Annotated in this window: 14 protein-coding genes; 4 read left to right on the forward strand and 10 right to left on the reverse strand. The window is 67.2% G+C overall.

Annotated features, from left to right (window positions below; translation table 11 throughout):
- Positions 1 to 10: 10 nt before the first annotated feature.
- The 5 genes from H7F35_RS04575 to modB all read right to left on the reverse strand — a co-directional run bounded on the left by H7F35_RS04575 (position 11) and on the right by modB (position 4,994).
- A complete protein-coding gene (locus H7F35_RS04575; protein ID WP_187111777.1) occupies positions 11 to 301 on the reverse strand; it encodes a hypothetical protein in 291 nt (96 codons plus the stop codon).
- Positions 298 to 2,646 (reverse strand): FdhF/YdeP family oxidoreductase, encoded by a 2,349-nt coding sequence (locus H7F35_RS04580; protein ID WP_187111778.1) that lies wholly within the window; start codon positions 2,644 to 2,646, stop codon positions 298 to 300. The genes H7F35_RS04575 and H7F35_RS04580 overlap by 4 nt, the downstream gene beginning before the upstream one ends.
- A 92-nt stretch (positions 2,647 to 2,738) precedes the next feature.
- The gene (locus tag H7F35_RS04585) at positions 2,739 to 3,530 is read right to left on the reverse strand and encodes an ABC transporter ATP-binding protein (RefSeq protein WP_187111779.1); all 792 of its coding nucleotides are present in this window, start codon (positions 3,528 to 3,530) and stop codon (positions 2,739 to 2,741) included.
- Positions 3,527 to 4,276 (reverse strand): molybdate ABC transporter substrate-binding protein, encoded by a 750-nt coding sequence (gene modA / locus H7F35_RS04590; protein ID WP_187111780.1) that lies wholly within the window; start codon positions 4,274 to 4,276, stop codon positions 3,527 to 3,529. The genes H7F35_RS04585 and modA overlap by 4 nt, the downstream gene beginning before the upstream one ends.
- A 34-nt stretch (positions 4,277 to 4,310) precedes the next feature.
- On the reverse strand, positions 4,311 to 4,994 hold the full coding sequence (gene modB / locus H7F35_RS04595; RefSeq protein WP_187111781.1) for a molybdate ABC transporter permease subunit: 684 nt from the start codon (positions 4,992 to 4,994) through the stop codon (positions 4,311 to 4,313).
- A 104-nt stretch (positions 4,995 to 5,098) separates the two neighbouring features.
- Here modB and H7F35_RS04600 point away from each other — a divergent pair, with 104 nt between their 5' ends.
- Positions 5,099 to 5,338 (forward strand): hypothetical protein, encoded by a 240-nt coding sequence (locus H7F35_RS04600; RefSeq protein ID WP_187111782.1) that lies wholly within the window; start codon positions 5,099 to 5,101, stop codon positions 5,336 to 5,338.
- Positions 5,335 to 6,006, forward strand: coding sequence for a nitroreductase (locus H7F35_RS04605; protein WP_187111783.1), 672 nt, complete (start codon positions 5,335 to 5,337; stop codon positions 6,004 to 6,006). The genes H7F35_RS04600 and H7F35_RS04605 overlap by 4 nt, the downstream gene beginning before the upstream one ends.
- Here H7F35_RS04605 and tsaA read toward each other — a convergent pair.
- From tsaA to apbC, 4 genes are all read right to left on the reverse strand, one after another.
- The gene (tsaA, locus tag H7F35_RS04610) at positions 5,967 to 6,464 is read right to left on the reverse strand and encodes a tRNA (N6-threonylcarbamoyladenosine(37)-N6)-methyltransferase TrmO (RefSeq protein WP_187111784.1); all 498 of its coding nucleotides are present in this window, start codon (positions 6,462 to 6,464) and stop codon (positions 5,967 to 5,969) included. The two genes, H7F35_RS04605 and tsaA, sit on opposite strands and share 40 nt — an antisense overlap.
- Complete coding sequence (locus tag H7F35_RS04615; RefSeq protein WP_187111785.1) at positions 6,461 to 6,808, reverse strand: winged helix-turn-helix domain-containing protein; 348 nt, start codon at positions 6,806 to 6,808, stop codon at positions 6,461 to 6,463. Before H7F35_RS04615 ends, tsaA begins: the two co-directional genes overlap by 4 nt.
- Positions 6,809 to 6,948: 140 nt before the next feature.
- A complete protein-coding gene (locus tag H7F35_RS04620) occupies positions 6,949 to 7,908 on the reverse strand; it encodes a LysR family transcriptional regulator (RefSeq protein ID WP_187111786.1) in 960 nt (319 codons plus the stop codon).
- Between the two features lie 233 nt (positions 7,909 to 8,141).
- Complete coding sequence (apbC, locus tag H7F35_RS04625) at positions 8,142 to 9,233, reverse strand: iron-sulfur cluster carrier protein ApbC (RefSeq protein ID WP_187111787.1); 1,092 nt, start codon at positions 9,231 to 9,233, stop codon at positions 8,142 to 8,144.
- An 86-nt stretch (positions 9,234 to 9,319) separates the two neighbouring features.
- Between apbC and H7F35_RS04630 the strand changes: the two genes are divergently transcribed.
- A complete protein-coding gene (locus H7F35_RS04630; RefSeq protein ID WP_187111788.1) occupies positions 9,320 to 10,513 on the forward strand; it encodes a patatin-like phospholipase family protein in 1,194 nt (397 codons plus the stop codon).
- A gap of 8 nt (positions 10,514 to 10,521) precedes the next feature.
- On the opposite strand, the gene H7F35_RS04635 is transcribed toward H7F35_RS04630, so the two are convergent.
- On the reverse strand, positions 10,522 to 11,724 hold the full coding sequence (locus tag H7F35_RS04635) for a M20 aminoacylase family protein (protein WP_187111789.1): 1,203 nt from the start codon (positions 11,722 to 11,724) through the stop codon (positions 10,522 to 10,524).
- Between the two features lie 102 nt (positions 11,725 to 11,826).
- On the opposite strand from H7F35_RS04635, the gene H7F35_RS04640 reads away from it, so the two are divergent.
- On the forward strand, positions 11,827 to 12,417 hold the full coding sequence (locus H7F35_RS04640) for a TMEM175 family protein (RefSeq protein WP_187111790.1): 591 nt from the start codon (positions 11,827 to 11,829) through the stop codon (positions 12,415 to 12,417).
- Positions 12,418 to 12,427: the final 10 nt, after the last annotated feature.

The following is a 12,427-nucleotide window of genomic DNA, read 5'->3' on the forward strand; positions in this document are numbered from 1 at the left end:
CATTCTCCGCTCAGCCGGGATTTTCGTCAGCAGGCAAGGCTTCGACCCATGCGCGCCCGGCGTCGGTGAGGTGCGCGACCCAGCGGTCGTCGAGCTGCACCACACGCACCCAGCCGGGGCCGCGTACGCCGCCAATGGCGGCATCGCCCATCAGCGTGAGCTGGCGCATCACCACGCTCGCGCCCTGCCCGAGCCGCTTGCCCAGGCGCGGCAGCGATATGCCGCCATCGCCGGGCGCCTCGGCCAATGCGCGCAGGATGGCGACGGAAAAGGAATCAGCGTCGAAGGCCGCTGCCGTCATGCCGCGACGGCGTCGGCATCCACCGGCGCAGGAGCTGGCGCCACATGCAGCGACAGCACCACCGGGATGGACTTGGAAGTCGGCGTGCCCGCGTTCTCCGCCACCGACGACAGCGGCACCAGCGGGTTGGTCTCAGGGTAGTAGGCCGCGAGGTTGCCGCGTGGAATGTCGTAGGCCACGAGCTTGAAGCGGTCGGCACGGCGCTCCTGGCCGTCGCTCCACACCGTCTGAATGTCCACCCAGTCGCCGTCCTTCATGCCCAGCACGCGGATGTCTTCCTTGTGGATGAACACCACACGCCGCTGGCCGAACACGCCGCGGTAGCGGTCGTCCATGCCGTAGATGGTGGTGTTGTACTGGTCGTGCGAACGCGTGGTGAGCAGCGTGAAGACCAGCGTGTCACCCTTCTTGCCATAGCGCGCGCGGGCCCGGTGCGAGGGCGTGTCCAGCGGCACGGCGTGCGTGAAGAACACGGCCTTTTTCGACGCGGTGGCCCACACCCGTTCGCTCGCGGTGTTGCGCAGGCGAAAACCGCCGGGGTGCGCCACGCGTGCGTTGAAGTCCTTGAAGTCATCGAACACCGCTTCGATCTTGTCGCGGATGCGTGCGTAGTCTTCGATGAGCCACAGCCATGGCGTGTTGCTGCGCGCGCCGATGGTCGCGGCCGCGAGCCGCGCCACGATGGCCGGCTCCGACAGCAGGTGCTCCGACGCGGGCGGGTTGATGCCCATCGAGATGTGGACCATGCTCATCGAGTCTTCCACCGTCACGCCCTGCGGGCCGTGGGCCTGCATGTCGATCTCGGTGCGGCCCAGGCAGGGCAGGATCAGCGCCTCGCGACCGTGCACGATGTGACTGCGGTTGAGCTTGGTGGTCACGTGCACCGTCAGGTCGCACTGCTGCAGGCCCTTCCAGGTCTGGTAGGTGTCTGGCGTGGCGGCCGCGAAATTGCCGCCGAGCGCGAAGAACACCTTGCCCTTGCCGTCGAGCATCAACTGGATGGCCTCGACCGTGTCCACGCCGTTCTTGCGCGGTGGCTCGAAGCCGAACACCTGCTGCAGCCGGTCGAGCAGCGCCACCGGCGGCTTTTCCCAGATGCCCATGGTGCGGTCGCCCTGGACGTTGCTGTGGCCGCGCACCGGGCAGGCACCCGCGCCCTCGCGGCCCATGTGGCCGCACAGCATGAGCCAGTTGAGGATCATCTGGATCGTGGCCACCGAATGCTGGTGCTGCGTGATGCCCATGCCCCAGCAGGCGATGACCTTCCTGGCGCCGAGGTACACCTCGGCGGCGGCGCGGATCTGCGCTTGCGTGAGTCCGGATTCCTGCACCAGCACGTCCCACGATTCGGCGCGCAGGTCGTCGGCCAGCGTCTCGAATCCCGTGGTGTGCGTGGCGATGAAGGCGTGGTCGAGCACCGAGGCTTCGCCGCGCGCCACGGCCGCGTCTTCGCGCTCGATGACGTGTTTCATCATCCCCTTGACCGCCGAGAAATCACCGCCCACGCGCAACTGGAAGTAGTGCGTGCTGATGGGCGTGGAGCCCATGGTCGCCATCTCCAGCTTGTCCTGCGGATCGGCAAAGCGCTCCAGGCCACGTTCGCGCAGCGGGTTGAAGCTCACGATGCGCGCGCCGCGCTTGGACGCCGCACGCAGCTCGCCGAGCATGCGCGGATGGTTGGTGCCGGGGTTCTGGCCGAAGATGAAGATGGCGTCGGCCTTCTCGAAGTCCTCGAGCGTGACCGTGCCCTTGCCCACGCCGATCTGCGGACGCATGCCGCTGCCGCTGGGCTCGTGGCACATGTTCGAGCAGTCGGGAAAGTTGTTGGTGCCGTACTCACGCACGAACAGCTGGTACAGGAAGGCGGCTTCATTGCTCGCCCGGCCCGAGGTGTAGAACATGGCCTGATTCGGGTCGGGCAGCGCGTTCAGATGGCGCGCGACAAGCGCAAAGGCATCGTCCCATTCGATGGGCACGTATTTGTCGCTGGCCGCGTCGTAGACCATGGGGTGCGTGAGCCGCCCCTGGTCTTCGAGCCAGAAGTCGCTTTGCGCGGCCAGCTCGGCCACGGTGTGCTTTGCAAACAGCGCAGGACCGGCGCGGCGGGCGGTGGCTTCGGCCGCCACGGCCTTCACACCGTTCTCGCAGAACTCGAAGGTCGAGGCATGGTTGCGGTCGGGCCACGCGCAGCCGGGGCAGTCAAAGCCGTCGGGCTGGTTGGCCGAGAGCAGCGTTTTCGCGCCCTTGATGGGAATGTCCTGCCGCAGCAGCGCATTCGTCACGCTGCGCAATGCGCCCCAGCCGCCGGCGGGACCCTTGTAAAACTCGATCTTCTGCTCGCTCATGGCGGCAGTGTTGGCCTAGGGGAGCCCGGGCGTCAAATTGAATCGGGATATGCGGCGATTCAAAACGGAAATGAACACGCCCGGCGTTGCGATCAGGTGCCGCGCATGTCCTGCATCAGCAGCCCGCGCAGCTTGCTGCGCAGCGGCGTGTCTTCGACCTCCGGTACGCCGGCGATGTCCCGCAGGGCGAAGTCGCGGCTTTGCGCGTTGTGCAGGTCGATCTCGCGCACCACCTGGCCGTCCTTGTAGACGAAGGCCACGTCGGCCAGGGCCAGCACGTCCTCGATGTCGTGCGTGATCATCAGGACCGGAATGCCCCACTGCTTGCGCACCTGCGCCAATTCGTTGCGCAGTTCGCTGCGCAGCATCGGGTTCAGGGCGGCAAAGGGTTCGTCGAGCAGCAACACCTGCGGCTCGCAGGCCAGCGCGCGCGCCAGGGCCACGCGCTGCTGTTGGCCGCCCGAGAGCTTCTGCGGCCGGCTGTCGGCCAGCGCGGCAAGGCCGAAGCTTTCGAGCAGGGCCTGCACGCGCTCGGCGTCCTTGGTCGGCAGGCTGCGGCGATACCACGCGGTCAGCCCGAAGGCCACGTTCTCGCGCACCGTGAGATGCGGAAACAGCGCGTAGTTCTGAAACAGATAGCCGATGCGGCGCGCCGGCGCAGGCACGTCGATGCGCTGCGCCGAGTCGTACAGCGTGCGGCCGTCCAGCCGCACATGGCCCGCCGAAGGATGCAGCAGGCCGGCAATGGCCTGCAGGGTCAGCGACTTGCCCGCGCCCGAAGGGCCGTAGAGCGCGGCGAAGGGAACGTCGGTCTGAAAGCGCACGGCCAGGTCGAAGCGCCGGGCTCCGTCCTTCACCGTCAGTTTCAGATCGACGTCGATCATGGCTTGCCGAAGCCGTAGCGCGTGAGCACTTCCTGTGCGGCGGGCGTCGAGAGGAAAGCGATGAAGTCGCCGGCCAATGCCTTCTGCTTGCTGTCGGCGACCACGGCGATCGGGTAGGTCACGGGCGTGTGGCCCGTGGGGGTGAACGCAACCTTCACCTTGTCGCCGGCCACGGCCGCATCGGTGCGGTAGACAAAGCCGGCTTCGACCTCGCCACGGCTCACGTAGTCGAGCACCTGGCGCACGCTGTCGGCCTGCACGAACTTGGGTTCGAGCACGGTCCAGAGGTTGGCACCGTCCAGCACCTGCTTGGTGTAGCGGCCGACCGGCACGGTGGCGGTCTTGCCGACGGCGATCTTCTTCACACCGGCGCCGGTCAGGTCTTGCAGCGTCTTCAAGCCGACGGCGTCCTTGGTCGGCTCGATGAGCACCAGGCTGTTGGTCACGAAGTCCTTGCGCGTGGCGGTGTCGATCGCCTTCTGCTCCACACCGCGGTTCATGGTTTCCTGGTCGGCGCTGGCGAACACGTCGACGGGCGCGCCCTGGCTGATCTGCTGCAGCAGCACGCCCGAAGCGGCGAAGTTGAAGCGCACCGTGGCGCCCGACTTTGCCGCCTCGAACTTCGGACCGATTTCCTTGAACGCGTCGGTCAGGCTGGCGGCAGCGGACACGGTGATCTGCTGCGCGGCGGCAGCCAGCGGCAGTGCGAGAGCAACCACGAGAGACAAGAGACGGAACGGACGCATGTGCAACTCCTTATAAGAATGATGAAGAACGAAATCAGCGAAGTGAGAAAAATCGGTTCGACAGCACCAGCACGGTGATCGACAGCACCGAAGTCACGATGACCAGCAGCAGCGCGAGGTCGTCATGCCCGGACTGCACTGCGTCGTAGATGGCCATCGACAGCGTCTGGGTCTGCTTCGGAATGGACCCCGCCACCATCAGCGAGGCACCGAACTCGCCCATGGCCCGCGCGAAGGCCAGCAGCGTGCCGGCCAGGATGCCCGGCCAGGCCAGCGGCAGCGTGACGCGCAGGAACACCGAGAACGGCGACTGGCGCAGCGTGCTCGCCGCCGCTTCGAGCGAGCGGTCGACGCCCGCGAAAGCGGCGCTGGCCGACTTGAGCACCAGCGGCAGCGCCACCACGGCCGAGGCCACCACGGCACCATGCCAACTGAAGATGATGGTGTAGTCGAGGTGCTCGCGCAGCCACGCGCCCAGCGGGCTGCGGCGGCCGGCCGCCACCAGGATCGCGTAGCCGATCACCGTGGGCGGCAGCACCAGCGGCAGCATGAACACGGCTTCCAGCACGTTGCGTCCGAAAAAACGCTTGCGCGCGAACACCCAGCCCAAGGCCACGCCCACGACCAGCGCCAGCAGGGTCGCGACCGCGGCGACCTTGAGCGACAGGGCCAGCGGAAACCAGTCCGTCGAGGCGATGAGCGATTGCGTCGTGTTCATGAAAATACGGCGGGATTGTTACACGGTGAGCCCTAAGGTTCTCACGGGGATGCGCAAACCGATGACTCTTCATATACTGCGGGATACAGCGTCAGCCAACCCCCATGCGCCCCTTCGCCCACGACACCGTTGTCCGCTCGATCTCCGGCAGGCCGGAGCTTCGCCATGCGACACAGGTGCAGGAATGGCGCATCGAGCAGGCCATGGATTCCGAAGGCTTCGTCATTTCCATCACCGCCCCTGGTGGCGAAAGCCAGTCCTTCTTCGTGGCACAGGCCGACGCCAACGACATCGGGGAAGTCCTGCGCCGCAAGGCGGTGTGGGTCGACCATCGGGAGCAATGACGCACATGTGGCGGCACATGACAGGTGCGGAGCGCATCCTCGAAGTCCTGCTGACGCGGCGCTCGGTATCGCCGCGGCGGCTGCAGCAACCGGGGCCCCATGCCGATGAACTCGACGCCATCCTCCAGGCCGGTTTGCGCGCGCCCGATCACGGCAGCCTGCACCCTTGGCGCGTCATCGAATTCCGTTCGCAGAACCGCGAGGCGCTGGCCTGGTGCTTCGAGCAGGAAAAGCTGCGGCGCGACCCGCTCGCCAGCCCGACCGACCTGAAGCGTTCGCGTGAACACGCCACGCGCCCGCCCGTGCTGCTCGGCTTCGTGGTGTCGCCGCGCGAGCGCAGCCGGGTGCCGGCGCGCGAGCAGTGGCTGAGCGCCGGCGCGGCGCTGGGCAACATCCTGAGCGCGGCGCACCAGTTGGGCTACGGCGCGATCGTGCTGAGCGGCGAACGCTGCTATGACGAGACGCTGGCGCGGCAGGTGGGCGTGCTGCCCGGCGAATACCTGGCGGGCTTCATCAGCATGGGCACCATCCGCGAGGCGCCTCCGCAGGCGCGCGAAACGCTGTCGCAAAGCGTGTGGTCGTGCTGGCAGGGCGATGCGCTGCCAGCTTCATCACCGGAGCCGGACGCTCAGCCCATCCTGTCGTCGGAGCGGATGCGCGGCAACTGATCGAGCCGGGTGCCGAACCAGCCCACGCGTTCGGTCTCGCGCACGTCGAAGCGCGGCACGTAGGGCTTGATGTCGAGCACGGGCGTGCCGTCCATCATGTCGTTGCCGCTGAAGTGCAGCGTGGTGCCCTCCACCGCCGTGAGCTTCACGATCGACAGGCCCAGCCGGTTCGGCCGCGCGGGGGCTCGCGTGGCGAAGACGCCGTGGGAGGCGTTGTCCAGAAAGGGCACCACCTCCAGCCGCTCGTGCGCGCACTGGTGCAGATGGGTGACGAGGATCAGGTAGTCGAAGCCTTCGATGTCGCGCAGGCCCGGTGCGAACTCGGCGAACACTTCGAGCCGGCCCGTTTCTTCGGGCGCACCCGCCGTCTGGATCGGCATGCCGGTGGCTTCGGTGAAGCGGCTGCGCACGATGCCGACCGGGCGGCACACGACCTTGGCTGTCTCTTCGCCGCTCATGGCGCCAGCAGCCGAGTGAGCGCGCGAATGTCCGCCGCCGTGGCCAGGCGCGCCGCGTTCTCGATCGCGCGGTAGTGCTTGACGATGTCCTCGCCCACCTGCGTGAGCGCCGTGCCGCCGCCGCGCGAGCCACCGGCCGCCGTGTTCACTGCCGGCGAGGCCAGCGACTGGTTCATTTCGTCGATCAGCATCCAGGCCCGGCGGTACGACATGCCCAGCAGCCGCGCCGCCGCGGAAATCGAACCGGTCTCGGCCACGGCCTCGAGCACGGCGATCTTGCCGGGGCCGATCGCGATGGTGTCGTCCCGATAGACGCGCAGACGGAACTGGACTTTGGATTTCATGTTGGCGCGAAGCGTAAACCAATGCGGGCCGCCATTGTCCGCCCGCAGCGGGCCGCAGTCGCTATGCAACGACGAATACTGCGGCGCACCCACCCCGGGGAAACGAGGATTCTGCGAAAAAGGCCGAAGCCGTTTGTCTATCAGGTCGGCGGAAGCGTTTCGCCCAGCGTACCGCTGTGCTGCTGCACCTGGACCTGCCATTCAGGCGTCTGCAGGAAGGCCAGCGCGGCATCCAGCGCACGCGAAGGCCGCACGCCGTGCTGCGTCATGAAGCCGATCGGGGTGCGAACCTCGGGCGCCACCAGCGGCAGCGCCTCCAGTTCGCGGTGGCTGCGTACGGCCGCGACCATGCCGCCCGGCAGCACGCTGCTGACGGTGCCTGCGCTCACCGCCAGCGTGAGGGTGAGCACCGAGTTGGTCTCGATGGCTGGCGTCACCGACACGCCGGCCTCGCGCAGTGCCTGGTCGACGATGGCGCGGTTGTGCATGTCGGGCGTGAGCAGGCACAGCGGCAGCTTGCCCGCGTCGGCCCAGGTGATGGGCTCGCCGATGCGCAGCTTGTCGGTGGAGGGTGTCTTTGCGCGCCGCAGCAAGAAGTAGTGCTCGATGCTCTGCGGCCAGGCCGTGAGCTTGATGCCCGGCAGGTGCATGCGTTCGGTGTAACCGAGGGCTAGGTCGATCGACAGGCTTTCGAGCCCCGTCTCCAGTTCCTGCGAACTCATCGACAGCACGGCCGGCACAAGGCCCGGATGCCGCTGGTGCAGCATGGCGGCGAAGCGCGAGAGCATCGGGATCGCGGTCGGCACCGCGGCCATGCGCAGGCGCCCGTGCGGGTCGCCCTCTTCGCTGCGCAGTTCCTGCAGCAGCACCTCATTGTCGCGCAGCATGCGCTGGCCCGCCGCGAGCACGCGCTCGCCTTCGTGGGTGAGCCCGACGTAGACGCGTGCCCGCCTGACGATGACCACGCCGAACTCGGTCTCGAGTGCGCGCAATGCGTTCGACAAGGCCGGTTGCGTGATGTGGCAGGCCTGTGCCGCGCGGCCGAAATGCTTGTGCTCGCTGAGCGCGACCAGATAGCGCATCGAGGCGAGCAGGTTCATGCCTGTGGCTCCGCTGCTTGTTGCTTTTGTTCGGGACACGCTGCTGGTGTGCAGCCGATCAACGACCGCTCTGTCCAACGCTCACGTCGATACGGGGCTCTTTTTCGCGAAATAAAGGAGGAGCGAAGCGGGGGACATTCGCGAAAAAGAGCACCGTGTCGGCGTGAGCGACGCCCTGAACAGCAGCGCTCAGAACGCACAACACATCGAATCGATGCGCAGGATGCCATCCCCTACGTGTTCTTGCTGATCGAGATGGTCGGAAACTTGGACGAGAAGTCCTTGGCCTTTTCGGCGATGCCCACGGCCACGCGGCGTGCCAGGTCCTTGTAGAGACCCGCCACCTCGCCGTCCGGATCGGACACCACAGTCGGCGCCCCACTGTCGGCCTGCAGACGGATCTTGATGTCCAGCGGTAGCGCGCCGAGGTATTCCATCTGGTATTCGGCCGCCATCTTCTTGCCGCCATCGGCGCCGAAGATGTGCTCGACATGCCCGCAGTTCGAGCAGATGTGCACCGCCATGTTCTCGACGATGCCCAGGATCGGCACGCCGACCTTCTCGAACATCTTGATGCCCTTCTTGGCGTCGAGCAGCGCGATGTCCTGCGGCGTGGTGACGATCACCGCGCCCGTCATCGGCACGCGCTGGCTCAGCGTGAGCTGGATGTCGCCGGTGCCCGGGGGCATGTCGACGATCAGGTAGTCGAGGTCTTTCCAGTTGGTCTGGCGCAGCAACTGCTCCAGCGCCTGCGTGGCCATGGGGCCGCGCCAGATCATGGCCTGGTCCTGGTCGACCAGGAAACCGATCGACATGACCTGCACGCCGTGGCGCTCCATCGGCTCCATGGTCTTGCCGTCGGCGCTGTCGGGGCGGCCTTCGATGCCCATCATCATGGGCTGGCTCGGGCCGTAGATGTCGGCGTCGAGCAGGCCTACCGTGGCGCCTTCGGCAGACAGCGCGAGCGCCAGGTTGGCGGCCGTGGTGCTCTTGCCCACGCCGCCCTTGCCCGAGGCCACCGCGATGATGTTCTTGACGTTGGGCATCAACTGCACGCCGCGCTGCACGGCGTGGCTGATGACCTTGGTGACGATGTTGACCGACACGTTCTCCACGCCCGGCACCGCCTTGGCGGCCGCTACCAGCGCCTTGCGGATGGCCGCGTGCTGGCTCTTGGCCGGGTAGCCGAGTTCGAGGTCGAACGAGACATCGCCCTCGGCGATCTGCAGGTTTTTGAGCGACCGGCTCGCCACGAATTCTTTGCCGGTGTTAGGGTCTGCGACGCTCTTGAGCGCGTCCATGAGCCCTTCTGGGGTGATTGCCATTGATCGAACTCCTGAGTGGCCGCTAGTCTAGTGCGCTCTCCAGGGGCGCACCGAACAGCCTTCCAATAACCAAGAACAATCGATACATGCCAGAGACAAGCCCCGTCACCGGCCTCCTGCTCACCGGAGGCGGCGCGCGGGCCGCCTACCAGGTCGGCGTGCTCGAAGCCATCGCCGAGATACGGCGTGCCGCCGGCCCCGCCGCCGGCACCGGCAACCCCTTTCCCGTCATCACCGGCACCTCGGCCGGCGCCATCAATGCGGCAGCGCTGGCCTGCGGGGCGGACAACTTCGACCACGTGGTGGCACACATCGCCGAGGTGTGGAGCCAGTTCCGGGCGGAACAGGTCTACCGGGCCGATTCGCTCTCGGTGATCGGCAGCGGCGCGCGCTGGCGCATGCTGCTGGGGTTCGGGCGCTTTGCGGCCAACTGGATGCGCGTCAAGCCCAAGTCGCTGCTCGACAATGCGCCGCTGGCCGATTTGCTCCAGCGCATGGTGCCGCTGGACCGGCTGCCGCAACTCATGCAACAGGGCCACGTGCAGGCGCTGGCCGTGACCGCATCGAGCTACAGCTCGGGCGAGCACGTCACCTTCTTCGAGGCGGCCGTGCCGATGGAGCCCTGGGTGCGCTCGCAGCGGCTGTCGGTTCGCGACCGCATCACGCATGCGCACCTGCTGGCTTCTTCCGCCATTCCCTTCGTTTTTCCGGCGACGGCGCTGCCGATGCAAGGCCACACCGAGTACTTCGGCGACGGCTCGATGCGGCAGTCGGCCCCCATCGCGGCGGCCATCCATCTGGGCGCGCAGCGCATCCTGGTGATTGGCGCGGGCCGCATGCACGAGCCGCGCGAGACGCCCGCGCCCAACACCCACAGCGGCTATCCGACAATGGCGCAGATCGCGGGCCATGCGCTGTCGAGCATTTTTCTCGATGCGCTGGCGGTCGACATCGAGCGCCTGCACCGCATCAACCACACGCTGGGCCTCATTCCGGCGGAAGCGCGCGAAGCCAGCGGACTGCGCCCGCTCGACCTGCTGGTGATCTCGCCCTCGGAGCGCCTGGATGTGATCGCGGCGCGCCACGTCGACGCATTGCCCGGCGCAGTGCGGCATCTGCTGGGCGGCTCGAAGGTGGCGGCCGACGTGAAAGGCGGCGCACTCGCCAGCTACCTGCTGTTCGAGTCGGGCTACACGCGCGAGCTGATGGCGCTCGGGCGTTCGGATGCGATGAAGCAGCGCGACGAGGTCCTGCAGTTCTTCGGGTGGAACGCGGTCTGAGGCAGCCTTCAGCCCACTGAAACGGCCTGCGCGCTCGTGCGCGTCGCTCCCAGGCGCAACCGGACGATTTCCGCGAAGTAGCGCGCGCCTGTCGCAAGCACTGCGTCGTTGAAGTCGTAGCTGCCGTTGTGCAGCGGCGTGCCGCCGGGCTCGCCCTCGGCCCCGTTGCCCAGGAACACGAAAGCGCCCGGCACGGTCTTCAGGAACACGCCGAAGTCTTCGGACGCCATCACCGGTGCCACGTCGGCATCGACGTTCCCGGCGCCCACGATGGCCGTCGCGGCAGCCACCGCCGTCGGCACGCACTCGGCCCAGTTCACGGTGGGCGCGAACTCATGCGTGTAGCTGAAGTCGCACTCGGCGCCGTGCGTGCGGCAGATGCCTTCGCTGATCTCGCGCATGCGCGTGGCCAGCATCTTCTGCACCCCGGCGTCGTAGCTGCGCGTGTCGCCCTTGATGACGACGTTCGACGGGATCGCATTGCGGATGCCGTCGGTGATGAACTCCGTGCACGAAACCACCGCCTGCGCGCCGGGGTCGAGCGTGCGCGACACGATGGTCTGCAGCGCCAGCACGATCTGCGCGCCGATGACGATGGGGTCGATGCCCATGTGCGGCCGCGCGGCGTGCGTGCCCCGGCCCTTGATGTGAATGACGAAGTTGTCCTCGCTCGCCATCAGGCCGCCCACGCGCGTGGCGATCGTGCCGGCGCGCAGGCCGGGCATGTTGTGCAGGCCGTAGATTTCGTCGACCGGAAAGCGCTCGAACAGGCCGTCGTCGATCATCGCCCTGGCGCCGCGGCCATGCTCTTCGGCGGGCTGGAAGATGAAGCGCACGGTGCCGTCGAAGTCGCGGCGCTCGCGCAGCAGTTGCGCCGCGCCGAGGATGATCGTCATGTGGCCGTCGTGGCCGCAGGCGTGCATCTTGCCGGGCGTGCCCGAGGCGTAGGCGCGTCCGGCCGCCACCTCGGTGATGTTCAGCGCATCCATCTCGGCGCGCAGGCCGATCACGCCCTTGCCCTGGCCGACCTTCAGGTTTGCCACCAGCCCGGTGCCTCCGATACCCGTGTGCACTTCAAGCCCCAGCGCTTTCAGCACACCGATCACGAAGGCCGAGGTCTTCGCCTCCTCGAAGCCAGTCTCGGGCATGGCGTGCAGTTGCCGCCGCCAGCCGGTGAGCTGGTCACGCAAGGGTTCGTCAAGGTGTGTCATGACGCGATGCTATGGACAATGCGGCGGTACGGGCGCGCAAAATCAGCCTCCACAACGCAACGTTTTTGCGTGCGCCCGGGTAACGACCAAAGATCCATCGCAATGCACCCCAAGAACCGTCTCGACGCGCTGACCGATGGCATCTTCGCCGTGGGCATGACGATCCTCGTGCTGGACCTGCGCATCCCCGACGACACCGCCGTGGGCCCGGACGAGATGTCGCTGCTGCGCGCCCTGTGGGCATTGAGCCCCAAGTTCCTGCCGTACCTGCTGAGCTTCTATGTGCTGGGCGCCAGTTGGCTGTCGCTCATCAAGGCCCGCTCGCGGGGCGAGATGGTGGGTGAGGGCTACGCCAAGTGGAGCCTTGTCTACCTGCTGTTCGTCACGCTGATCCCGTTCTCGACGGTGCTGATGGGGCGCTTCACGTCGCACATTGCAGCGACCGTGATCTACGCCGCCAACATCGGCGTCGTTGCGCTGACCGCGTTCCTGCTGATGTCGCTGCTGCCCGATCCCGTGCGCGACGCGCACTGGCTGGACCGGCGCGTGTCGCTGCTGGTGCTGCTGGCTTCATGCCTGCTCACGATGGCCCTGAGCTTCGTGATTCCGGGGCAGGCGCTGTGGGCCCTTGCGCTCAATCTGGGCGCGGGGCTGGTGGTGCGGGTGTACCGGCGCTTCGCACCTGCGGGCTGACTGTCCGCAG

Origin of the sequence: Variovorax sp. PAMC26660 (assembly GCF_014302995.1) — a bacterium.
GTDB lineage: Bacteria > Pseudomonadota > Gammaproteobacteria > Burkholderiales > Burkholderiaceae_C > Variovorax.

Bases quoted from the DNA above. Each gene is read 5' to 3' on its own strand.
- H7F35_RS04575 (WP_187111777.1), bottom strand. From the start codon at position 301: ATGACGGCAGCGGCCTTCGACGCTGATTCCTTTTCCGTCGCCATCCTG.
- H7F35_RS04580 (WP_187111778.1), bottom strand. From the start codon at position 2,646: ATGAGCGAGCAGAAGATCGAGTTTTACAAGGGTCCCGCCGGCGGCTGG.
- H7F35_RS04585 (WP_187111779.1), bottom strand. From the start codon at position 3,530: ATGATCGACGTCGATCTGAAACTGACGGTGAAGGACGGAGCCCGGCGC.
- modA (WP_187111780.1), bottom strand. From the start codon at position 4,276: ATGCGTCCGTTCCGTCTCTTGTCTCTCGTGGTTGCTCTCGCACTGCCG.
- modB (WP_187111781.1), bottom strand. From the start codon at position 4,994: ATGAACACGACGCAATCGCTCATCGCCTCGACGGACTGGTTTCCGCTG.
- H7F35_RS04600 (WP_187111782.1), top strand. From the start codon at position 5,099: ATGCGCCCCTTCGCCCACGACACCGTTGTCCGCTCGATCTCCGGCAGG.
- H7F35_RS04605 (WP_187111783.1), top strand. From the start codon at position 5,335: ATGACGCACATGTGGCGGCACATGACAGGTGCGGAGCGCATCCTCGAA.
- tsaA (WP_187111784.1), bottom strand. From the start codon at position 6,464: ATGAGCGGCGAAGAGACAGCCAAGGTCGTGTGCCGCCCGGTCGGCATC.
- H7F35_RS04615 (WP_187111785.1), bottom strand. From the start codon at position 6,808: ATGAAATCCAAAGTCCAGTTCCGTCTGCGCGTCTATCGGGACGACACC.
- H7F35_RS04620 (WP_187111786.1), bottom strand. From the start codon at position 7,908: ATGAACCTGCTCGCCTCGATGCGCTATCTGGTCGCGCTCAGCGAGCAC.
- apbC (WP_187111787.1), bottom strand. From the start codon at position 9,233: ATGGCAATCACCCCAGAAGGGCTCATGGACGCGCTCAAGAGCGTCGCA.
- H7F35_RS04630 (WP_187111788.1), top strand. From the start codon at position 9,320: ATGCCAGAGACAAGCCCCGTCACCGGCCTCCTGCTCACCGGAGGCGGC.
- H7F35_RS04635 (WP_187111789.1), bottom strand. From the start codon at position 11,724: ATGACACACCTTGACGAACCCTTGCGTGACCAGCTCACCGGCTGGCGG.
- H7F35_RS04640 (WP_187111790.1), top strand. From the start codon at position 11,827: ATGCACCCCAAGAACCGTCTCGACGCGCTGACCGATGGCATCTTCGCC.